We start from the raw sequence: 21,233 nt of genomic DNA on the forward strand, positions 1-21,233 counted from the left end.
CTGCCGCACGAGCGACTCTCCCCGGGCGTGGACACCGTCGGCGCCCGCATGCTGCTGCTGCGCCGGTTGGCGCATCCCGACGACGCCCGGCTGGGGCCGCCGCTGCGGGTGGTGGTGACCACGGTGCGTTCGCTGCTGCAGCCGATGACCCCGCAGCTGGGCCGCATCGAGCCCGTCACGCTGGCGGTCGGGACCGAGATCGGCTTCGAGGACGTGATCGCCCGGCTGGTCGAGCTGGCCTACACCCGAGTGGACATGGTCGGTAAACGCGGCGAGTTCGCGGTGCGCGGCGGCATCCTCGACGTGTTCGCCCCCACCGCCGAGCACCCGGTGCGGGTGGAGTTCTGGGGCGACGAGGTGTCCGAGATGCGGATGTTCGCGGTCGCCGATCAGCGCTCCATCCCCGAGATCGCGGTGGACACCGTGGTCGCGGTGCCGTGCCGGGAGCTGCTGATCGACGCTGAGGTGCGCGGCCGCGCGGCCGACCTTGCCGCCCAGCACCCCAAAACGGAAAACACCGTCACCGGCACGGTCGCCGACATGCTGGCCAAGCTGGCCGAGGGCATCCCGGTCGACGGCATGGAGGCGCTGTTGCCGGTGCTGCGTCCGGCCGACCTGTCGCTGCTGACCGACCAGCTCGGCCCGGACACCGCGGTCCTGGTCTGCGACCCGGAGAAGGTCCGCGCCCGGGCCGCCGACCTGATCAAGACCGGGCGGGAGTTCCTGGAGGCGTCCTGGTCGGTGGCCGCGGTCGGCGGGGATGCGCCCATCGACGTTGAGCAGCTCGGCGGATCGGGGTTTCGGGAACTCGAGGAGGCGGCGGCGGTCGCGCGCCAGGCCGGGCACCCGTGGTGGACGCTGAGCCAGCTGTCCGGGGAGGCGGCCATCGAATTGGATGTCCGCGCGGCCCCGTCGGCGCGCGGGCATCAGCGCGACATCGACGAGATCTTCGCGATGCTGCGCGCGCACGTGGCCACCGGCGGCTGCGCGGCCGTCGTGGCGCCCGGCGTCGGGACCGCGCACCGTGTCGTGGAGCAGCTGGCCGAATCCGACACGCCGGCAACGCTGTTGGACCCGGGTGACCCCCCGAAGCCGGGGGTGGTGGGGGTGCTGCGGGGCCCGTTGCACGACGGTGTGGTGGTGCCCGGTGCGCAGCTAGTGGTGATCACCGAAACCGATCTGACCGGTAACCGGGCCACCGGCCCGCAGGGCAAGCGGCTGGCGGCCAAGCGGCGCAACATCGTCGATCCGCTGGCGTTGACCGCCGGGGACCTGGTGGTGCACGACCAGCACGGCATCGGCCGGTTCGTGGAGATGGTGGAGCGCACCGTCGGCGGGGCCCGCCGCGAATACCTGGTGCTGGAGTACGCGTCGGCCAAGCGCGGTGGTGGATCCGACAAGCTGTACGTGCCGATGGACGCGTTGGACCAGCTGTCCCGCTACGTCGGCGGGCAGGCCCCGGCGCTGTCCCGGCTGGGCGGCAGCGACTGGACCAACACCAAGACCAAGGCCCGCAAGGCGGTGCGCGAGATCGCCAGCGAGCTGGTCGCGCTGTACGCCAAGCGGCAGGCCTCGGCCGGCTACGCGTTCGGGCCGGACACCCCGTGGCAGGCCGAGATGGAGGACGCGTTCGGGTTCACCGAGACCGTCGACCAGCTCACCGCGATCACCGAGGTCAAGGCCGACATGGAAAAGCCGGTGCCGATGGACCGGGTGATCTGCGGCGACGTCGGCTACGGCAAGACCGAGATCGCGGTGCGGGCCGCGTTCAAGGCGGTGCAGGCCGGCAAACAGGTCGCCGTGCTGGTGCCCACCACGTTGCTGGCCGACCAGCACCTGCAGACGTTTTCCGAGCGGATGGCCGGCTTCCCGGTCACCGTCAAGGGCCTGTCCCGGTTCACCGACCCGGCCGAATCCCGGACCGTGGTCGACGGCATGGCCGACGGGTCCGTCGACATCGTGATCGGCACCCACCGGCTGCTGCAGACCGGGGTGCGTTGGAAGGACCTGGGCCTGGTCGTCGTCGACGAGGAGCAGCGGTTCGGCGTCGAACACAAAGAGCACATCAAAAGCCTGCGCACCCACGTCGACGTGCTGACCATGAGCGCCACCCCGATCCCGCGCACGCTGGAGATGAGCCTGGCCGGGATCCGGGAGATGTCGACGATCCTGACCCCACCCGAGGAGCGCTACCCGGTGCTGACCTACGTCGGCCCACACGACGACAAGCAGGTCGCCGCCGCGCTGCGGCGCGAGTTGCTGCGCGACGGGCAGGCGTTCTACGTGCACAACCGGGTCAGCTCGATCGACGCGGCCGCCGCCCGGGTGCGCCAGCTGGTGCCGGAGGCTCGGGTCGTTGTCGCGCACGGCCAGATGCCCGAGGAGGCGCTGGAGACCACCGTGCAGGGGTTCTGGAACCGCGACTTCGACATCCTGGTGTGCACCACGATCGTGGAAACCGGGCTGGACATCTCCAACGCCAACACGTTGATCGTGGAGCGCGCCGACACCTTCGGCCTGTCCCAGCTGCATCAGCTGCGCGGCCGGGTGGGCCGCGGCCGGGAACGCGGCTACGCCTACTTCCTGTACCCGCCGCACGTGCCGTTGACCGAGACCGCCTATGACCGGCTGGCCACCATCGCGCAGAACAACGAGCTGGGCGCCGGCATGGCGGTGGCGATGAAGGACCTGGAGATCCGCGGCGCCGGCAACGTGCTCGGCGCCGAACAGTCCGGGCACGTCGCCGGGGTGGGGTTCGACCTGTATGTGCGGCTGGTCGGGGAGGCCGTCGAGGCGTACCGGGCCGCCGCCGACGGGCAGACCGTCACCAGCACCGAACCCAAAGATGTGCGCATCGACTTGCCGGTGGACGCCCACCTGCCGCCGGACTACATCGGCAGCGACCGGTTGCGGCTGGAGGCCTACCGGCGGCTGGCCGCCGCCGCCGATGAGGCCGCCGTGGGCGCCGTTGTTGAGGAGCTGGTCGACCGCTACGGGCCGCTGCCCGAACCGGCCCAGCTGCTGGTGGCGGTGGCCCGGCTGCGGTTGCTGTGCCGCGGCTACGGCATCACCGAGGTGAGCGCGGTGTCGGCGTCCACCTTGCGGCTGGCCCCGTTGACGCTGCCCGACTCGGCGCAGCTGCGGCTGAAGCGGGTTTATCCCGGCGCGCACTACCGTGCCACCACCGCCACCGTGCAGGTGCCGATCCCGCGGGCGAGCGGCGGTGTCGGCGCGCCCCGGATCCGTGATCTTGAACTGGTGCAGATGGTGGCCGACCTGGTCTTGGCGCTTGATGGCAAACCGCAGGGCGAAGTTGATATAACCGGCCTGGTGCCGCCCGGCGGGGCCAGGGAGGAGTCGCGCTCATGACCGTCGTCTTGGTCGACCCGCGCCGCCCAGCATTGGTGCCCGTCGAGGCCATCGAGTTGCTGGCCGGCGAGGTGGCCTACACCGAAGAGATGCCGGTGGCGGTGCCCTGGTCGCTGCCCTCGGCCCGGCCCGCGCACTCCGGCGCCGACGCCCCGGTGTTGTTGTCCTCGGACCGCGAGCACCCCGAGGTCGCCGCCCGGCTCGCCGCGGGGGAGACCCTGATCGCCGCGCCGGAGCCGCCGTCGGGCGAACGGCTGATCGACGCCGTGGCGATGATGGACAAACTGCGCACCGCCGGCCCGTGGGAAAGCGAACAGACCCACGACTCGCTGCGCCGGTTCCTGTTGGAGGAAACCTACGAGCTGTTCGACGCCGTGCGGTCCGGCAACGCCGACGAGCTGCGCGAAGAGCTCGGCGACGTGTTGCTGCAGGTGCTCTTCCATGCCCGCATCGCCGAAGACGCGCCACATCACCCGTTCACCATCGACGACGTCGCCGACACGCTGCTGCGCAAACTCGGCAACCGGGTGCCGGCAGTGCTTGCCGGGGAAGCGATCTCGCTTGACGACCAGCTGGCGCAATGGGAAGAACGCAAGGCGTTGGAGAAGAAGGACAAGCCGCGGACCTCGGTGATGGACGATGTGCCGACCGGGCAACCGGCCCTGGCGTTGGCGCAGAAGGTGATTCAGCGCGCCAGCCGTGCCGGGCTGCCCGCGGACCTGATTCCCGCGGACATCTCCTCGATCGCGGTGACCACCGACATCGACGCCGAAACCAAGCTGCGCACAGCGGTGCTGGAGTTCATGGACGCCGTCCGCGACACCGAGAAGGCCATCGCCGCCGGGCGCCGGGGTGCTGACGTCCCGGAGGAGCTCGACGTGACCCCGCTCGGCGAGATCAGCGAAGAGGAGTGGCGGGCGTACTGGCTGACGTCGGTCGACGAGACCGTCGAGTCGCCCGACGAGGTGGAGGACGAGCCCGTCTCCGAGGCCGACGAGGAAGCGGCGGAGGTCGAGGGGGACGAGACGGCGGAGGCCGACGACACCACCGACGATCAGCCGGACCGCGAGGAGCCCGTCACCTGACCTGGCTCTGAGGCGACCGGGTCTTTTCGGGTAGTTGGCTACTCGTGACCCGCGCCGGCTCCGGCGAGCAGCATGGGCGATGTCCACAACTACGCGCCCGCGGCGGGCGTCGGAACTGCCCGGAGGAGCCTGGGTGAAGGTCACACTTGAGCGCCCTATCGCCGAAGTCGACCACCACGAGGCGGCGGGCGACGAACCGCCACCCGAACTCGCCGGCTTGCCCAGATCGCGCCGGATCCCGCTTGCCTGCTGGATCGGCACCGATGCCGCACTCATCATCGGGTTGGCCGTGCGGAATGCGACGCTGACCAGCACCGCCTGGGACCTGATCGGGACGGCGTTGTTGAGCGGGATCGGCATCACCTGCGCGCTGGCGGTGGTTCAGCTCGCCAAGGGATCCCGCGCTGCCGCACTCACCGCGATGCTGAGCCAGATCTTCGTCGCGGGGCTGGCGGTCTATGTGTGGATGGTCGATGAGCGCAGCCCCGCACGTCAGCTGCTGGGGGTGACGGGTGTTGCGTTGACGTTGGGCGGGATTGGCCTGCTGTGGGTGCTCTACCTGGGCCGCTATGCACGCGGGGCCTTCAGCAAGGGCGCGGCCGTCGTCGTCGCACTGTTCCCGATGGTGGGTCTGGGTCAGTTCTGGATGCAGACCGAGTACCTGCCCGCGTCCGCAAGCCCGCTGGTCGACATCAGCACCGAGTTATCGCCAATCGGCTCGTCCGGTTCGGTCGTCCATCTGCTGGCGAAACTGACCCTGCACAACCGCGGTTCTGTCGGGGCGGAGCTGCACGTCGGGCTGATGCGAGTCACCTCCTATCCCGTTGGGACGCCGGCAGACCCGCCCACCGCCGACACCCTGCTGGCCGGGCTCACCCCGCTGGGGCGCAGCTTGGGAGGGCACTACCGCGAAACGCCGACCCTGGCAGCCGACGCCCGGCTGCTCTACGCCGATCTGTTCGCCGCCCCCTACGACGATGCTGTCCTGGCTCCCGGAGAAACGGCGGGGTGGCAGCGGGTGATCGATATCGACGCGCGAACCGTCCGGCTGGTGCGCCTGTCGGTGGAGGCAATCGTTGCCACCCACCGGATGATGCAGGACGTCCACACGTGTTACCCGCCTCGGGTCTCGGTGTGGCGGGATCCACTCGCCTTCTTTGACGAGGCGGGAAAGTTGCATGACTGGAAGGGCGGGGCCGCGCATGTGCTGTGCGCGGAGAGCCAGTTCGCCTCGATAGGCGCCATTCAGGACTTGGTGTCGGATCATCCGGTGCTGAGAAGCTTCATCGTGGTCGACACCCCGTCTCCCGTGACGGAGCTGCCCACCCTGATGACGACCTTCGGCACCCGCGCAACCATCGAGGACGAGTTCACCCACCTCGACACGGCGAATCAGATCGTCAAGGCGAATCCGTCCGTGCTCGTTCGGGATTCGGCGGAGTATGCGCCGTCGGACGGCGACCTTCGTCCAGGCGGAGGAGGGTAGCCATGACCCAGACAATTGGGAAATGTCCGAACACGGACACCGGCTGGATGGCCGGCGGCGCCGCGCGTACGGATTCGACGACACCGGCCCTGCCGCCCATTCAGCCGGCGAAACGACGGCTGCACGCCGCTTGGCGAGAGAATGCACAAAGCCGGATCCTCGCGCTTGATGTCGAAGTCGACTGTCTGATCACTCGGTTGGAGACCCTGACCGCGACCGAGCGGCGCCGGCTGGTCGACGCCAAGGAGCGGCTGCGCGCCGCCGATGCGATCGTCAAAAGCCGTCCGGGACTGCGGTATGCCTGGACGGGGGTCGATATCGCGCGGGCACTGGCCCACATGAACGCGGTCGAGGTCACGCTCACCCGGCTGTCGCCGCCGAGCGCCGTCGCCGCGAAATTGCCCACCATCATCGCCGACGCGGCCCTCCTCCTCAAACCACACGATGCCCGCGTGGAAGACCTTCGCCGCTACGCGGCGAAGGTACCGCTGAACGATGGCGACCGCGATGCCATCGCGCAAGATATGCGGGCGGTCTACGCGGCATGCGCAGACGAACACGTCAAGACCCGAAGCTTTCGCAATATCCTGTTCGGGGCCACCTTCGTGCTCACGCTGTTCGCGGTCGGGGTCGGACTGCTCGGCTGGCGGGCACCGGACTGGGTTGTGCTGTGCGCACCTACCCGCCAGATGGTGGCCACCTGCCCGTCCGGGGGGTGGGCACCGGCCAGTGGTGACGTTTTCGTGGTCGAACTCATCGGGTTGTTCAGTGCCAGTCTGGTGGGCGCGGTGGCGATTCGCCGAATGCGGGGTTCCTCGACGCCGTACGCGGTGCCGATGGCCTCCCTGCTGGTGAAGCTGCCGACCGGCGCGCTGACGGCGGTCGCCGGACTGCTGCTGCTGCGCGCCGGAATCCTGGGTCCGGACGTCGCCGCCGCAGGCACGGCGCAACTTGTCGCCTACGCGCTGATCTTCGGCGCGTCACAGCAGGCCTTCACCCGGCTGATCGATATCCAAACCCAGAATGTGCTCGACAGCATTCCCACCCCCAACCGCGACGCGGCAAAGGATCCGGGCAGTGCTTCCCAACGTGACCAGGACCAGTGAGGGACATGTCTTCGACCAACCTGCTCTGGCTGCCTCGGGTCCTGCGCGCCGAAGGCCTCGACGTCATCGAGTTCCCCGGCTGGCGGACGCGCGGTCACGGCGACTTCACCGATATCTGGGGTGTCATCTGCCACCACACCGGAGCCGAGGAAGCACCGCCGCAGCGGATCGCTGCCGGCACCGCCGCGTTGGCGGGCCCGCTTGCGCAGCTTCATCTCGCCCAGGATGGCACGGTCACCGTGATCGCGGCGGGCGTCACGCCGCACGTCCGCGCCGGGCAGTATCCGGGCCTGCCCGCCAACGATGCGGCCCGGCACACGGTTGGGGTGCAGGCGGTGAATACCGGTACCGAAGGCTGGGCCCCCGTCCAGTACGACGCCTTGGTGCGGTGCTGCGCCGCCATCGTGGGCAAACTGGGCCAACCCGCCTCGCACGTGATCGGTCACCGGGAGTGGAATCCGCGCAAATGGGATCCGGGGGGCCTCGATCTCGACCGATTCCGCACCGATATCACCGCGCGGCTCGTCACCCACCTCGCCAGCTGACCCACCCACGGCCCGGGCGCCGGTCAGGGCGTGCAGCCCGCCGCCGCGGCGATGGCCCAGGCGATCTGCGGGTGCCGAATGTCGCTGTGGGCGCCGCTGAACGCCGACTGGTTGGCGGCGATGACGGCGTTGGCGTCCAATGCGTAGAACCCGTGCGGGACAAAGTCATAAGGCTTGCCGGCGTCGGCGAGCGGGGTGACCTCGGCGGCGGGCTCGTTTTGATATCCGTCGTGCCCCATTGCACCCCAACGGTATACGAGATCCTGCGCGGCTTCGGCGTCCTGGCGGGCGAGCATGCTCGCGGCCGGGTACCACCAGCCGACCGCCCGGTCGGCGCTGCTGAACGTCGCCAGCAGCGGACCGTCCACCCGCGCGTTGCGCCCGGCGAGGGCGCCGGCCCGGCCGGGATCGAAGGGCAGCGACGCCGCGAAGCAGAAGTGGGAGAACGCACCCTGGATCAAGGTCAGCGACTTGATGGGGCTGGCCGTCGCGGTCATGCCGGCGGGCAGGCCGGCCAGCGCGTAGGAAACCAGCCGGGCCCCGAAACTGTGGCCGATCAGGTGAATGCGCGGGGGACCGGGGAGCCCGGCCAGCAACGGACCCAGGCCGTTCGCGCCGACCACCCCGGCACGGTTCTTCATCTCGTAGTAGCTCAGCGTGCGCAACACTTCCCGAGCACCCGACCACAGCCCCGCGAACGGATTGCCCAGCCCCTGCGCGTTGCTGGCACCGACCGGCGCCATCGCGGCGGCATGGCCCAGCACGGCGGCGGTGTTGGTCGACGGGCCGGCCAGCAGCGCCGCTTCCCCGGTGTCCTCGCTGCCTTGCGGCTTCGTGGTGACGAGATCGCTGGCCAGCGTGTGGAATTCGGTCAGTTTGGCCGGGTCCTGGGGTTGATCATCGAGCAGTTGACCCAAGGTGTCGAGATGGGTTTGCTGGTCGGGGAACGCCGGCGCCAGGGCAGTGGCCAGCTGTGACCCGCTGGACGGCATCGGTGGCGCGGTGGCCGGATCGTCGTCGGGAAACAGCAACGACGGCCAGAGGACACCGACGGCCGCGCTGCTGGAGACCCGGGCGCCGAGCTGGTCGGCCAACAGCGTGAACATCGCCTGGTAGAGGTCACGGGCAGAGTCGACCCCGTTGTTCCAGCCGTGCGCGAAGACGAACAGGTCGGTGATGCCACCGGCGGCGACCGCTGCCGGCAGTCCGCCGTCGCCGTGGCCGGTTGTCGTGTTGAGGGTGCCGTCGGCGTTGAAATCGATTTCGTAGTACGGCAGTCCAGCTATGGCGGTCATGGTGGCTTCCTTCGGTCCTAGGTGTTCATCAGGGCGCGCAGCAGGTTGACCAGGCCGGCGCCTTGGAAGAACTGGTGGCGCCCCAGGTCGGTTGCGGTGTCGATGAAGATCTTCTTGACGAGTTGCGGCTGGCCGATGAACTCGGTGCGCGCCGACAGGAACGCCGCGATGGCACCCGAGACGTGGGCGGCGGCCATCGAGGTGCCACTGTCTTCGATGTAGCAAGCTAGATCCGATGCATCACCCGGTCCGGTGGCGAGCGGCGGAACCCCGGCGGCCAGCTGCCCGGTGGCCGCGGAGGTGATGCGTTCACCGGGCGCCACCAGGTCGGGTTTGAGTCGCCCGTCCAGGGTGGGGCCTTTGGACGAGTCGAAGGTGACGCCATAGGTGTGCGGTTTGTAGCGGTGTACCGAACCGACCGTGATCGCCAATGCGGCGTTGCCGGGGTCGGTGATGGTGGAGAGTTGCCCATAAACGTCACCACTCGCGCCGTCAGCCGCGGCGCCGACGCCGGCACCGACCACCCCGGCACCCAAGTTGCCAGCGCTGACCACGGCGACCACCCCGGTCCCGACCAGCAGATCCAGCTCCCGGCACAGCGGGCTTTGCCCGGCCGCGTAATCCCTGATCAGCCAGCCGCAGCCGAGCGACAGGTTCACACCGTGGATCACCAGGTCCCGGCCGCCGCCGTTGATGGTGCGCACATGATCGAGAGCGGCGATCACCGCACTGGAGAGGGTCTGCCCACTGTCGTCGAGCACCCGCAGGCTGACCAGGTTCGCCCGGGGCGCCACCCCGGACAGCGTCGCACCGGGCGGAAGGCTTCGCTGAACCCATCGCGGGAGCCCCTGCGCGGTCGGCTCGTTGGCAGCGATGCGAACGAGTCTGTGATCCGCCGGCGCCTGACCGGCGATGATGCCCGCCACGTGGGTGCCGTGCCCGAAGGGGTCCGTGAGCGGGGCCGATCCGGTTGTCGCGCTCGCGGGGTCGGTGATCGTGAAATCGCAGTGCAGCGAGGCCACCGAGCTCGCCGACAGCGTGTTGGTCCCGGTGAAGTGCGGGTGGTGCTCGTTGATTCCGGAATCGATCACCGCCCAGGTCACGCCGGTACCGTCGCACCGGAATGTGCGTGACGCCGCATCCGCTTGGATGGTCGTAACCGAGCGATCCAGATGAGCGTCGACCACGAAATCTGGCCATACGTGGTAGATCAACGCCAGTGCCCGCTGGGTGGCGGCTGCGCTGGGCCGGGCGCCGCCTTGGACAAGTCGCTCGACCTCGTTGGTGGCCAACACACAGCGCATATAGTGGCGGCCGATCGGGACCGGCGACGGTGGCCGATTGCGTCCCCGAAAGACCCGCGTGAACAAGTCGTGGAACTGTTCTCGCACCGCGGCCGGGTCCGCCCCGGGCGGCAGGCGTAATTCGACGAGAACCACCCGGCGGCCCTGCTCGACGGAGCGCATCGCGCGATGGGCGGCCGGCGGGACTTTGTTCGCAGGGGCAAGCAGCAGCCGGCTGACGATCGGTGGCCGACGCGAACCGCGCGGCGGCGGATCGGCGGTCACGGCCGGGGTTCTTCCGGGCGCGCCGCGCCGCCGACTACGGTGCTCAGCCCTTGCGACATGCAGTGATTGTGGCGCGACGCGGCGTACGGCACAGGAGTATTCACCTACTCGTTCCTCGGGGTTGCCGGCGACAAGGCCTGGTTAGTCCTCGAGATGACGGTCGTAGTCCCAGCGCTCGAGCCGCAGCTGCAACTCGTGCAGGCCGCTGGCGGTGAGCACGGTCAGCACGGCCGCGCACGCGGCCACCGCGGTGCTCATAGCCTCAGCATCTCGCGCGCCATGCGCGAGGGTTCTAGGTAATCCCGGGTGTTGGGGTAGTGGGGTCGCGGGTCGCTCACCCAGGCCACCAATCCCATCAGCATCTGCTGTACCGCCCGCGTGAACCGCTGGCCGGCACCGGTGCGCGGTGCGCGAACGGCCGCCGCCGTGCCAAACAGCACTTCCTGTTCGGTGATGAGCACCGCCGTCGCCGACTGCGTGCTTTCGGCGGGGGAGCGGGCATTTTTGACCGCATCGACCGGGTTGGCCGGCTCGGTTTGCGAATACAACGACATTTCGATCTCTCCTCACATCGGACGATCCGTTCCTGATGCAAGAAAATTAGGGCCGTTGAACGGCCGCGGCACGAGTGGCCAACTACGTGTTTTCGCCCGCGCACCGCGACAGATGCGCAGGTAGACGGCGGTCCGGCGGCCTGGTTGCGTCGAAGATGGAGTAATCGATTACTCGTGTGCTTCCCGAAACTGCCCCCGACAATCGAGGTGTCCATTCGTTTCAGACCGGGAGGCGGGCGGCGCGGAGTGACGGCAACAATGTCGCGGGTCCTGTCGAGAATCGCCGAATTGGCGGATCGCACGATCGGGTGGTCGAGGCTGCCTCGGCCGCTGGCGATTCTGGTGCTCGTCGGGCTTCGCAACCAGCTGCGCGCCTATAACCTGTACGACGTCGGCCGGGGGGCCGCCGATAGGCCCTCCGCCGATGGGCCCGCCTTCAGCAACCGGGTCGGCGCGCGCACCCTCAACGGCACCGACAACGATGTCGACGACCCGTTGATGGGCTCGATCGGCAGCAGGTTCGGCCGCAACGTTCCGCTCCCGTACACCTATCCGGAGGACCCCGCGCGGCTACTGGACCCCAATCCGCGGCTGATCAGCCGGCGCCTGCTCACCCGCGAGTACTTTCAGCCCGCGACCACGCTCAATCTGCTCGCCGCGGCGTGGATCCAATTCGAGGTCCACGATTGGTTCAGCCACAACACCGTCGACCCGAAACCCTGGCAGATCCCGCTGCACGACCACGATCCGTGGCCCGAGCGGCCCATGACGATCAAGCGGACGGCGCCCGACCCCAGCCCCGACCCGGATGGCCCGCCAACCTACGTGACCGCCGACACCCACTGGTGGGATGCGTCGCAAATCTATGGATCGACACCGGATTTCTGCAATGGGCTGCGCTCGGGACACCACGGTCAACTCCGCATCGACGAGCTGGGATTGCCGCCCGCCGACCTGGAGCAGTACGTCGACTTGAGCGGCGTCGCCGGCAATTTCTGGGTCGGTCTGGCCATGTTGCACTCGTTGTTCATGCGCGAGCACAACGCGATATGCGAACGGCTGGCCACCGAATACCCGCGGCTGACCGACCAGGAACTGTACGCCAAGGCCCGCCTGGTCAATTCCGCCCTGATCGCCAAGATCCACACCATCGACTGGACCCCGGCGATCATCGCTCATCCCACCACCGTTTACGCAATGCGGGCGAACTGGTTCGGGGTGCTCGGGGAACGATTCCGTCGCCGCTTCGGGCGCATCAGCGACAGCGAGGTGTTACAGGGCATTCCCGGCTCACCCACCGACCACCACGGGGTTCCCTACTCGCTCACCGAGGAATTCGTGGCCGTCTACCGGATGCATCCGCTCATTCCCGACGACTTCTTGTTCCGATCGCTGCGCGACGACTGCGTGCTGGCCGCGCACACGTTGCCCGACCTGACGGTTCTGCATGTGCGCGAGCGGCTGGCCGAGCTGCCCATGGCGGATCTCCTTTACTCGTTTGGCCGCTCCCATCCCGGTGCGATCACCCTGCACAATTTCCCCCGACACCTGCAGCAGTTCAACCGGGCGGACGGTTCGCTGCTCGACCTTGCCACCACCGACATCTTGCGGGTGCGTGAGCGAGGCGTGCCGCGCTACAACGAGTTCCGACGTCTGCTTCGCCTCAAACCCGTCGCGTCGTTCGAGGAGCTGACCGACAACCCGGTGTGGGCCGAGGAACTGCGACAGATCTATGGTGACGTGGAGCGGGTCGATCTGATGATCGGATTGTATGCCGAACCCAAGCCACCAGGATTTGGGTTCAGCGACACCGCATTTCGGATCTTTGTGCTGATGGCATCGCGGCGGCTGGCCAGCGATCGCTTCTTCACCCGCGACTTCCGTCCGGAAATCTACACCCAGGCCGGCATGGACTGGGTGAACGACAACAGCATGCGCACCGTGTTGCTGCGCCACTTTCCCGCGCTCGCGCCGGCCCTGGACGGGGTGGCGAATCCGTTCGCGCCCTGGCGGCCTGTCAACCCGACGAATCGCGCGCCCGCGACGCTGACCTCCAGCGGCGGCAGCTACGTTCGCTACCACGAGAACCTGGAGCGGCCCCGGCCCGACGAGGACGCGGACGTTGACAGCATCGTCAAGGCGCTGCACGGCAACAACGTACGGGCCTACCGCAAGTTCAAGCACGGGCTGCGGGACGCGCACGCCAAGAGCCACGCGATCCTGCGCGGGGAACTCACCGTCTACCCCGATTTGCCCGACGAGTTGGCGCAGGGGCTGTTTGCCGCGCCGGCGACCTACCCGGTTATCGCCCGGCTGTCCACCACCTCCGGGGTGCTGCGCAGCGACCAGATCCGCGGGGTTCGGGGACTGGGCATCAAGGTCCTCGGCGTGCACGGCCCGCGCGCCCTGCCCGACGACGACGCCACCACCCAAGACTTCATCATGGTGACCCACCGCGAGTTCCTGTTCGCCGACGCCCACGCCTACCGCGTGCAGGGCATGCCGACCGCGCAGTTGCTGGCGATGCTGCCGGACCGGGTGCTGTGGGCGGGCAGCGAGGTGTTGGCCGCGGCCACCCGGGTCGGCGTCCGGCTGCCACCGAACCTCGCGGTGTTCGTCGCGCCCAACACCCACATCCTGGGCGAGACGTTCTATTCGTCGGCGCCGCTGCGCTACGGCGACTACGTCGCGAAGATGCTGTATGCGCCGTTGTCGGATGCGGTCACCAGCCTGACCGGGCAGCTGGTGCCCCGCACCGCCGGGCAAGACGCCCACCGCGACCTGATCCTCGAGTTCTTCGGCACCAACAGCGCGGAGTACGAGTTGCGGGTACAACTGTGCACCGATCCGGTGACGATGCCCATCGAAGACGCCACGGTGCCTTGGTCGGAGGACGCGTCCCCGCACCGGCCGGTGGCCAAGATCACCTTCCCCCGCCAGAATCCGTACAGCCCGGAGCGGCGTGCCTTCGGCGACGACGTGCTGTCCTTCAACTCGTGGCGTGCCTTGGCGGAGCACCGCCCGCTCGGGTCGATCAACCGGCTCAAAAAGCAGGTGTATGAGGCGTCCAGCCAGTTCCGCCACACGGTGAACGCCGCGCCGCGCATCGAACCGACCGATATCGCGCAGCTGCCGGACTGACAACCGGCGCAGCTGTCCCACGGCAGGAGCAACCAGTGCAGGGCCCGAACACGATTCTTCCCAGTGTTAACGGCGACGGCCGCGGTCAGTCCAAGGTGGGCCGCTGGCGATTGCTGAAACGGCCCGTGGAGCACCAGGCGATTCAATCCGCGCTGAGCGACGGGAACAGCTGCGGCGTGGTGCTGGTGGGTGCCGCAGGCGTCGGCAAGACGACGCTGGCCCGCACCGTCACCGCCACGTTGCCGTCGAAGGTGCACTGGGCGGCGTGCACCGAATCCTCCCGCAGTATCCCGCTGGGGGCGTTCGCGCTATGGGTGCACGCCTCGCCATCCCGCGACCCCATCGAGCTCATCGTCTCGGCGCGGGAATCGCTTTTAGCCGACGGGGACACCGTTATCGGCGTCGACGACGCACACCTGCTGGACCAACTTTCCGCCACCCTGCTGCACCAGATCGTGGTCGAGCGGGCCGCGCGGGTCGTGGCGACCCTGCGCAGCGGCGAACCGGTGCCCGACGCGGTGACGGCGCTGTGGAAGGACGGACACCTACAGCGCCTTGAGCTACCGGTGTTAACCAAGCAGCAAAGCGTTGCGCTGGTCGAATCGGTCCTCGGCGGGACGCTCGAGGGGCTCAGCGCGGACATCATGTGGACATCGTCGGGCGGTAATCCGTTGTTTCTGCGCAACTTGGTCGAAGGCGCCGTCGAGGCCGGGACGTTGACCGAAGTCAACGGCGTGTGGCAGCTCCGCGGGCCCACCGTCGTCCCGTCCGGGCTGGCGGCGCTACTCGACGACCGCCTCGATCGCGCCGGCACCGAAGCTGTCCAGGCGCTGAAGTTGTTGTCGCTGTGCGAGCCGCTGGACATCGGTGCGCTGTGTGAGTTGGCCGGCGAGGCCGCGGTGGACGCGGCCGAGGTCCAAGGCCTGCTCCGGGTGGAACGCCACGGCGCGCAGGTCCATGCCCGATTCAGCCACCCCCTGTTGGGCGATGTGGTGCGACGACGTGTCGGCAGCGCCTCGGCCCGCACACTGCGGGGTCGCATCGTGCAGGTGATTCGGGAGCGTGAGCTCGATTCAGCCGCCGGACGCATCCGGCTGGCGCAACTGTGTGTCGACAGTGACCAGGTCATCGACATGGACCTGCTCATCAGCGCAGCCAAAGATGCGGTGTTTTTATCGAACCTCCCGCTCGGGGAACGGTTGGCGCGTGCGGCGTTTGAGCGCGGCGGCGGCTTGCGGGCCGCCGAGCTACTGTCGCGGGCGCTGCTGTGGCAGGGCCACCCGGTACAAGCCGACGCGATCCTCACCCGATTCGACCCCGACCACCTCGATGAGCTGCAGCTCGTCCAGTGGGGCATCCCTCGGCTGTCCATCCTGCACTGGTCGATGGGCGATACCGTCCAAGCCGACCAGGTGTTGGAGCTGTTACACACCCGGGTCGAGCACCCGGCGCTCAAGCTCATCGTCGATGCGACCGGGTCGGCAATGGCGGTGCACCAGAACAACATTGCCGAGGGATTGGCGGCGGCCGAACGGGTGTTAGCGGATCCGAACGCCCCCAAACAGGCCGTCGATTGGGCCGCCTTTGCCGCGGGACTCGGCATGCCGCCCGCCGGCCGCGGACGCGATTTCGAATCGACCGCCGCCCGGTGCCGCGCCGAGCAGAAAGCCACCGACGGCATGTTGCGGGTCATGGTGCGCTACGGCGACGTGCTGGCGCTCACCTACCTCGGCGAACTCGACCTGGCCGATCGACGCGCCGCCGAATACGCGCAGTTCTCCTCGACCGGACAGTTCCTCGGGTGGGCTATCGCCAAGATCATGGCCGGCCTGGTCGCCACCTACCGGGGGAAATTCCGCGACGCCATCTCGTCACTAGAACAGGCGATCGCGGCGCTCAACGCTGAAACCTCGCTGCCCTGGCAGCTGCCCGCCCGGCTGCTGCTGGTGCGGGCGTACGCCGCGCTGAACCGAGTCGAGGAAGCCGAACGGGTGCTGGACGACACCAAGGAGCACACCGGCCGGCACGAGGCGCTGTGGGAGCCGCAACTGATGATCGCCCGAGCGTGGGTCGCCGCCGCCAAAGGCAGCCCACGGTCCGCAGTCGACTTGTCCCGCGCGGCGGCGGATCTCGCGCACTCGTGCGGCCAGTACGCCGCCGAGGCGGAGGCATTGCACCACGCCGCGAGGTTCGGTGACCGCACCGTGGCCAGCCGGTTGGCCGAACTCGCCAAACGCGTCCAGGGATCGGTGGCGCCCGTGTACGCCCGCCATGCGGCGGGCATCGCCGCCGCCGATGCCACCGCGCTGGACGCGGCCAGTGCTGAATTCGAAGACCTCGGCCTGATGTTGTCGGCCGCGGACGCCGCCGCAGAAGCGGTACCGCTTCATGACCGGGCCGGCCGGCGGCGCCAGAGCGCGGAGTCCGGGGCCCGCGCCCTGCGACTGGCCACCCACTGCGACGGGGCGGTGACGCCGGCGGTCAGATCCGCGGCCCGGCCGTTGCCGGTGACCTCCCGCGAGCGGGAGATCGCCGCACTGATCGCCGGTGGCCTGTCGAATCGGGAGATCGCCGAGCGGCTGACGGTGTCGGTGCGCACGGTGGAGGGGCACATCTACCGCGCCTGCATCAAACTCGATGTCGCCGACCGCGACGAACTCGCGAAGATCGTGTGGCACGACCTGGCCACCTGACCCGATCAAACCGGTGCCGAGCAGCCGCGATGGGTGGCTGCCCGGTTCGTCGGCGGCGTGCCTACCGCCGCCTTGGAGTCGGCGACACCGAAACGCGTGTAACGATGGTCCAGGGGACAACGTGGTTAAGGGAGTGTGGTGTCGCCGGTACGTTGGCTGCGCGCGGTCGTCGTCGTGGGGGCGACGGCGCTGCTATTGGCATCCAGTTGTACGTGGCAACTCGGTGTCCCCATCCCCGCCGGTGTGCCGCCCCCGGCCGGCGATCCGGTGCCGCCGGTGGACACCCACCTGACCAAGGGCCGACCCGCCGACCAGCTGCATGATTGGGCGGCCGCGCGGGCCCCGGCGTTGGGCATCCCGGTGACCGCGCTGGAGGCCTACGCCTACGCCGCCCGGGTCGCCGAGGTGGAGAACCCGAAGTGCCATGTGGCCTGGCCCACGCTGGCCGCGATCGGGCAGATCGAGAGCCATCACGGCACCTACCGGCACGCCGCGTTGGCGTCCAACGGCGACGTGCGGCCGCCGATCCGCGGGGTGCGGCTCGACGGCACCGGCGGCACGATGCGCATCATCGAAAGCGAGCAGACCGAGCTCGCCGACGACGACGGGGTGGCGCGCGCGATGGGGCCGATGCAGTTCATTCCGGAGACCTGGCGGCTCTACGGGGTCGACGCCAACAACGACGGCAAGGTGGACGTCGACAATATCGACGACGCCGCCCTCTCCGCGGCCGGTTATCTGTGTTGGAGCGGAAAGAATCTCGCCACCCCGCGGGGGTGGATCACCGCGCTGCACGCCTACAACGACTCCACCCAGTACGCGCGCGCCGTGCGCGATTGGGCCACCGCCTATGCGGCCGGTCACCCGCTCTGAGCGGCACGCCTTAGGCTAGGGGCGTCCCGCCAGCCGCGACGCAAGGAGAACCTAGTGCCCATCATCGAGCAGGTCGGAGCCCGCGAGATCCTCGATTCCCGCGGTAACCCGACGGTCGAGGTTGAGGTGGCGCTCAACGACGGCACGTTCGCCCGCGCGGCGGTACCGTCCGGCGCCTCGACCGGAGAGCATGAGGCCGTCGAGCTGCGCGACGGCGGGGCCCGCTACGGCGGTAAGGGCGTGAAAAAGGCGGTCGAGGCCGTGCTCGACGAGGCCGCCCCGGCCGTCATCGGCCTCAACGCCGACGACCAGCGCCTCGTTGACCAGGCGTTGGTCGATCTCGACGGCACCCCCGACAAGTCCCGGCTGGGCGCCAACTCGATCCTCGGCGTCTCGCTGGCGGTCGCCAAAGCCGCCGCCGACTCCGCTGACCTGCCGTTATTCCGCTACCTGGGCGGGCCGAACGCCCACATCCTGCCGGTGCCGATGATGAACATCCTCAACGGTGGCGCGCACGCCGACACCGGCGTCGACGTCCAGGAGTTCATGGTGGCCCCGATCGGCGCGCCCAGCTTCGCCGAGGCGCTGCGCTGGGGCGCAGAGGTGTACCACGCGCTCAAGGCGGTGCTCAAAAAGCAGGGCTTGGCCACCGGGCTGGGCGACGAGGGCGGGTTCGCGCCCGACGTCGCCGGCACCACCGCGGCGCTGGACCTGATCAGCGCGGCGATCGAGACCACCGGGTTAAAGCTGGGGGCCGAGGTGGCGCTGGCGCTGGACGTGGCGGCCACCGAGTTCTATTCCGACGGGGGGTACGCGTTCGAAAAGCAAACCCGCACCGCGGCGCAGCTGACCGAGTTCTACGCCGGGCTGCTGGACTCCTACCCGCTGGTGTCCATCGAAGACCCGCTGTCCGAAGACGATTGGGACGGCTGGGTGGCGCTGACCGCCGCGATCGGTGACCGGGTGCAGATCGTCGGCGACGACCTGTTCGTCACCAACCCCGAGCGGCTCGAGGACGGGATCGAGCGGGGCGCGGCCAACGCGCTGCTGGTCAAGGTCAACCAGATCGGCACGCTGACCGAGACGCTGGACGCGGTGGCGTTGGCCCACCACAGCGGCTACCGCACCATGATGAGCCACCGCAGCGGCGAGACGGAGGACACCACGATCGCCGATTTGGCGGTCGCGGTCAGCAGCGGGCAGATCAAGACCGGCGCGCCGGCCCGCAGCGAACGCGTCGCCAAGTACAACCAGCTGCTGCGGATCGAGGATGCGCTCGGCGACGCCGCCCGATACGCCGGCGATTTGGCGTTCCCGCGCTACGCTCCGGAGCCCCGGTAACCACCGGCAACCGTCATGCCCGACGCGAAACGGCCCGATCCGAAACGACGGTCCCCGGCCTCCCGGCCGGGCCGGCCCGGCGGTTCGGGCCGTGGCCGCCCCCGCAAGTCGCCGGCGGCGCCGCGGCGGGAGCCGCGGGCCCAACCCGAACCGGTGGTGGAGCCGATCCGACGGTCGATCACCGAGTCGGCGGAGCTGCGCTCCGAGCAGCGGCTGGGTTTCACCGCGCGGCGGGCGGCGATCCTGGCCGCGGTGATCTGCGTGCTGACCCTGACCATCGCCGGCCCGGTGCGCACGTATTTCGCGCAGCGCACCGAGATGAAGCAGCTGGCCGCCGTCGACGCCAAGCTGCGCCAGCAGATCTCTGACCTGCAGGAGCAGAAGACGAAGCTGGCCGACCCGGCCTACATCAAAGCCAAGGCGCGGGAGCGACTCGGCTACGTGATGCCCGGCGAGACCCCGTACCAGGTGCAGGTGCCCCCGGGTGCGGCGGCTCCCGCCGAACCCGGCGCCGGTCCCGAGGCCGCCGCCCGCCAAGGCCCCTGGTACGCCGCGCTGTGGCACACCATCGCCGACGAACCGCACGGCCCGCCGGCCGCGCCGGCGCCGCCGCCGAACCCCGCGCAGCCCGGTGGTTGACCCGGCCGACGTGGAGGCGGTGACCCGGCAGCTGGGCCGTCCGCCCCGCGGGATCCTCGACATCGCCTACCGCTGCCCCAACGGGGAACCCGCCGTGGTCAAGACCGCGCCGAAGCTGCCCGACGGCACCCCGTTCCCGACCCTGTACTACCTGACCCATCCGGTGTTGACGGCCGCGGCCAGCCGGCTGGAATCCTCCGGTCTGATGGCCGAGATGACCGAGCGACTGGGCCGGGACGCCGAACTGGCCGCCGCCTACCGTCGGGCCCACGAGTCGTATCTGGCCGAGCGCGACGCGATCGAGCCGCTGGGCACCACGTTTTCGGCCGGCGGCATGCCCGAGCGGGTGAAATGCCTGCACGTGCTGATCGCGCACTCGCTGGCCAAAGGGCCGGGGGTGAACCCGCTCGGCGACGAGACGCTGGCGATCCTGGCCGCCGAGCCGGGCATGGCCGGCCTCCTGGTGCCGGGGCAGTGGGCGTGACGCGCCGCGTGGCCGCAATCGACTGCGGCACCAACTCGATTCGGTTGCTGATCGCCGACGCGGTGGGCGCCCACCTGCGTGAGGTGCACCGCGAGATGCGCATCGTGCGGTTGGGTCAGGGCGTTGACGCCACCGGTGAGTTCGCCCCGGACGCGGTGGCGCGGACCCGGGCCGCGCTGGTCGACTACGCCGCGCTGCTGCGCACCCACCGGGTCGGCGACGTGCGGATGGTCGCCACGTCGGCGGCCCGCGACGCCGCCAACCGGGATGACTTTTTCGCGATGACCGCCGAGGTGCTCGGCGCGGTGGTGCCTTCTCGCGCGGTGGGCGCCGAGGTGATCAGCGGCGCCGAGGAAGCCGAGCTGTCCTTCCGCGGCGCGGTCGACGAATTAGATTCCGCCGGTGCGCCGTTCGTGGTCGTCGACCTGGGCGGCGGGTCCACCGAGGTGGTCGTCGGGACCGCCGCCGAGGGCGTGTCGGCCAGCTACTCGGCCGACATCGGCTGTGTGCGGCTGACCGAACGCTGCCTGCACTCCGACCCGCCCAGCGCCGCCGAGGTGACGGCGGCGCGCGGCGTGGTCCGCGAGCGGCTCGCCGACGCGCTGCGCGTGGTCCCGGTGCAGGGCGCCCGGACCTGGGTGGGGGTGGCCGGGACGATGACCACCTTGTCCGCGCTGGCCCACCACCTGACGGTGTACGACTCGGCGGCCATTCACCTTTCGCGGGTCGGCTACGACCAGCTCCTGGCGGTCTGCGACAGGCTGATCGGCATGACCCGCGCGCAGCGGTCGGCGCTGGGGCCGATGCATCCGGGCCGCGCCGATGTCATCGGGGGCGGGGCGATCATCGTGCAGGAGTTGGCGTATGCGCTACGCGAGCGGGCCGGCATCACCGAGCTGACGGTCAGCGAGCACGACATCCTGGACGGTATCGCGCTGTCCATCGCCTGACGTCTCGTCTTTTCGCTTCTTTGCGCCGAACGTGCACTCAGACCGAGATTTTCGCGGATTTTTCGGTCTGAGTGCACGTTCGGCGCGGGTGGGCGGTGCGGGTG

The 21,233-nt window shown here is 69.4% G+C and carries 15 protein-coding genes and 1 pseudogene; 13 read left to right on the forward strand and 3 right to left on the reverse strand.

The features are described 5' to 3' along the window. The 5 genes from mfd to BKN37_RS15580 form a co-directional block, all read left to right on the forward strand. Window positions 1-3,369, forward strand: a 3,369-nt coding sequence (gene mfd / locus BKN37_RS15560) for a transcription-repair coupling factor (protein WP_071027429.1), incomplete at its 5' end; no start/stop codon positions are given. Further along, window positions 3,366-4,454 carry a nucleoside triphosphate pyrophosphohydrolase gene (locus BKN37_RS15565; RefSeq protein ID WP_071027409.1) on the forward strand — a complete coding sequence of 363 codons (1,089 nt, stop codon included), beginning with the start codon at window positions 3,366-3,368 and terminating at the stop codon, window positions 4,452-4,454. The genes mfd and BKN37_RS15565, both read left to right, overlap by 4 nt. Window positions 4,455-4,743: 289 nt before the next feature. After that, window positions 4,744-5,940 carry a hypothetical protein gene (locus BKN37_RS15570; protein WP_165618348.1) on the forward strand — a complete coding sequence of 399 codons (1,197 nt, stop codon included), beginning with the start codon at window positions 4,744-4,746 and terminating at the stop codon, window positions 5,938-5,940. Window positions 5,941-5,942: 2 nt separating this feature from the next. Further along, window positions 5,943-7,046: a hypothetical protein gene (locus tag BKN37_RS15575; protein ID WP_105369528.1), complete on the forward strand. Its 1,104-nt coding sequence runs from the start codon at window positions 5,943-5,945 to the stop codon at window positions 7,044-7,046. 5 nt (window positions 7,047-7,051) lie between these two features. After that, on the forward strand, window positions 7,052-7,591 hold the full coding sequence (locus BKN37_RS15580; RefSeq protein WP_071027416.1) for a peptidoglycan recognition protein family protein: 540 nt from the start codon (window positions 7,052-7,054) through the stop codon (window positions 7,589-7,591). Window positions 7,592-7,614: 23 nt separating this feature from the next. Here the strand turns inward: BKN37_RS15580 and BKN37_RS15585 are convergent, their stop codons facing one another. The 3 genes from BKN37_RS15585 to BKN37_RS15595 all read right to left on the reverse strand — a co-directional run bounded on the left by BKN37_RS15585 (window position 7,615) and on the right by BKN37_RS15595 (window position 11,008). Beyond that, window positions 7,615-8,886 carry an alpha/beta fold hydrolase gene (locus tag BKN37_RS15585; protein ID WP_071027417.1) on the reverse strand — a complete coding sequence of 424 codons (1,272 nt, stop codon included), beginning with the start codon at window positions 8,884-8,886 and terminating at the stop codon, window positions 7,615-7,617. A 17-nt stretch (window positions 8,887-8,903) separates the two neighbouring features. Then, entirely contained in the window at window positions 8,904-10,412 is a 1,509-nt protein-coding gene (locus BKN37_RS15590) for a S8 family peptidase (protein WP_071027431.1), read from the reverse strand. 296 nt (window positions 10,413-10,708) lie between these two features. Further along, on the reverse strand, window positions 10,709-11,008 hold the full coding sequence (locus BKN37_RS15595; RefSeq protein ID WP_071027422.1) for a hypothetical protein: 300 nt from the start codon (window positions 11,006-11,008) through the stop codon (window positions 10,709-10,711). A 258-nt stretch (window positions 11,009-11,266) separates the two neighbouring features. Here BKN37_RS15595 and BKN37_RS15600 point away from each other — a divergent pair. From BKN37_RS15600 to BKN37_RS15630, 8 genes and pseudogenes are all read left to right on the forward strand, one after another. Beyond that, a pseudogene (locus BKN37_RS15600) lies at window positions 11,267-13,045 on the forward strand (peroxidase family protein); the annotation flags it as partial. A 9-nt stretch (window positions 13,046-13,054) separates the two neighbouring features. Further along, window positions 13,055-14,149 carry a catalase family protein gene (locus tag BKN37_RS27855; protein ID WP_083341824.1) on the forward strand — a complete coding sequence of 365 codons (1,095 nt, stop codon included), beginning with the start codon at window positions 13,055-13,057 and terminating at the stop codon, window positions 14,147-14,149. Between the two features lie 95 nt (window positions 14,150-14,244). Continuing rightward, entirely contained in the window at window positions 14,245-16,842 is a 2,598-nt protein-coding gene (locus tag BKN37_RS15605; protein WP_071027433.1) for a LuxR C-terminal-related transcriptional regulator, read from the forward strand. Between the two features lie 138 nt (window positions 16,843-16,980). Then, a complete protein-coding gene (locus BKN37_RS15610) occupies window positions 16,981-17,715 on the forward strand; it encodes a lytic transglycosylase domain-containing protein (RefSeq protein ID WP_071027435.1) in 735 nt (244 codons plus the stop codon). Between the two features lie 54 nt (window positions 17,716-17,769). After that, window positions 17,770-19,056, forward strand: a complete 1,287-nt coding sequence (gene eno / locus BKN37_RS15615) for a phosphopyruvate hydratase (protein WP_071027424.1) — start codon at window positions 17,770-17,772, stop codon at window positions 19,054-19,056. Window positions 19,057-19,071: 15 nt separating this feature from the next. Then, entirely contained in the window at window positions 19,072-19,695 is a 624-nt protein-coding gene (locus BKN37_RS15620; protein ID WP_071027426.1) for an FtsB family cell division protein, read from the forward strand. Next, window positions 19,688-20,179 (forward strand): DUF501 domain-containing protein, encoded by a 492-nt coding sequence (locus BKN37_RS15625; RefSeq protein ID WP_071027428.1) that lies wholly within the window; start codon window positions 19,688-19,690, stop codon window positions 20,177-20,179. Before BKN37_RS15620 ends, BKN37_RS15625 begins: the two co-directional genes overlap by 8 nt. Further along, complete coding sequence (locus BKN37_RS15630) at window positions 20,176-21,129, forward strand: Ppx/GppA phosphatase family protein (protein ID WP_071027437.1); 954 nt, start codon at window positions 20,176-20,178, stop codon at window positions 21,127-21,129. The genes BKN37_RS15625 and BKN37_RS15630 overlap by 4 nt, the downstream gene beginning before the upstream one ends. Window positions 21,130-21,233: the final 104 nt, after the last annotated feature.

Source organism: Mycobacterium talmoniae (genome assembly GCF_001854525.1).
Taxonomy (GTDB): domain Bacteria; phylum Actinomycetota; class Actinomycetes; order Mycobacteriales; family Mycobacteriaceae; genus Mycobacterium; species Mycobacterium talmoniae.

What these genes read in the sequence shown, in the direction of transcription:
- BKN37_RS15565 (WP_071027409.1), top strand. Translation starts at nt 3,366, where the DNA reads ATGACCGTCGTCTTGGTCGACCCGCGCCGCCCAGCATTGGTGCCCGTC.
- BKN37_RS15575 (WP_105369528.1), top strand. Translation starts at nt 5,943, where the DNA reads ATGACCCAGACAATTGGGAAATGTCCGAACACGGACACCGGCTGGATG.
- BKN37_RS15580 (WP_071027416.1), top strand. Translation starts at nt 7,052, where the DNA reads ATGTCTTCGACCAACCTGCTCTGGCTGCCTCGGGTCCTGCGCGCCGAA.
- BKN37_RS15585 (WP_071027417.1), bottom strand. Translation starts at nt 8,886, where the DNA reads ATGACCGCCATAGCTGGACTGCCGTACTACGAAATCGATTTCAACGCC.
- BKN37_RS15595 (WP_071027422.1), bottom strand. Translation starts at nt 11,008, where the DNA reads ATGTCGTTGTATTCGCAAACCGAGCCGGCCAACCCGGTCGATGCGGTC.
- BKN37_RS15620 (WP_071027426.1), top strand. Translation starts at nt 19,072, where the DNA reads ATGCCCGACGCGAAACGGCCCGATCCGAAACGACGGTCCCCGGCCTCC.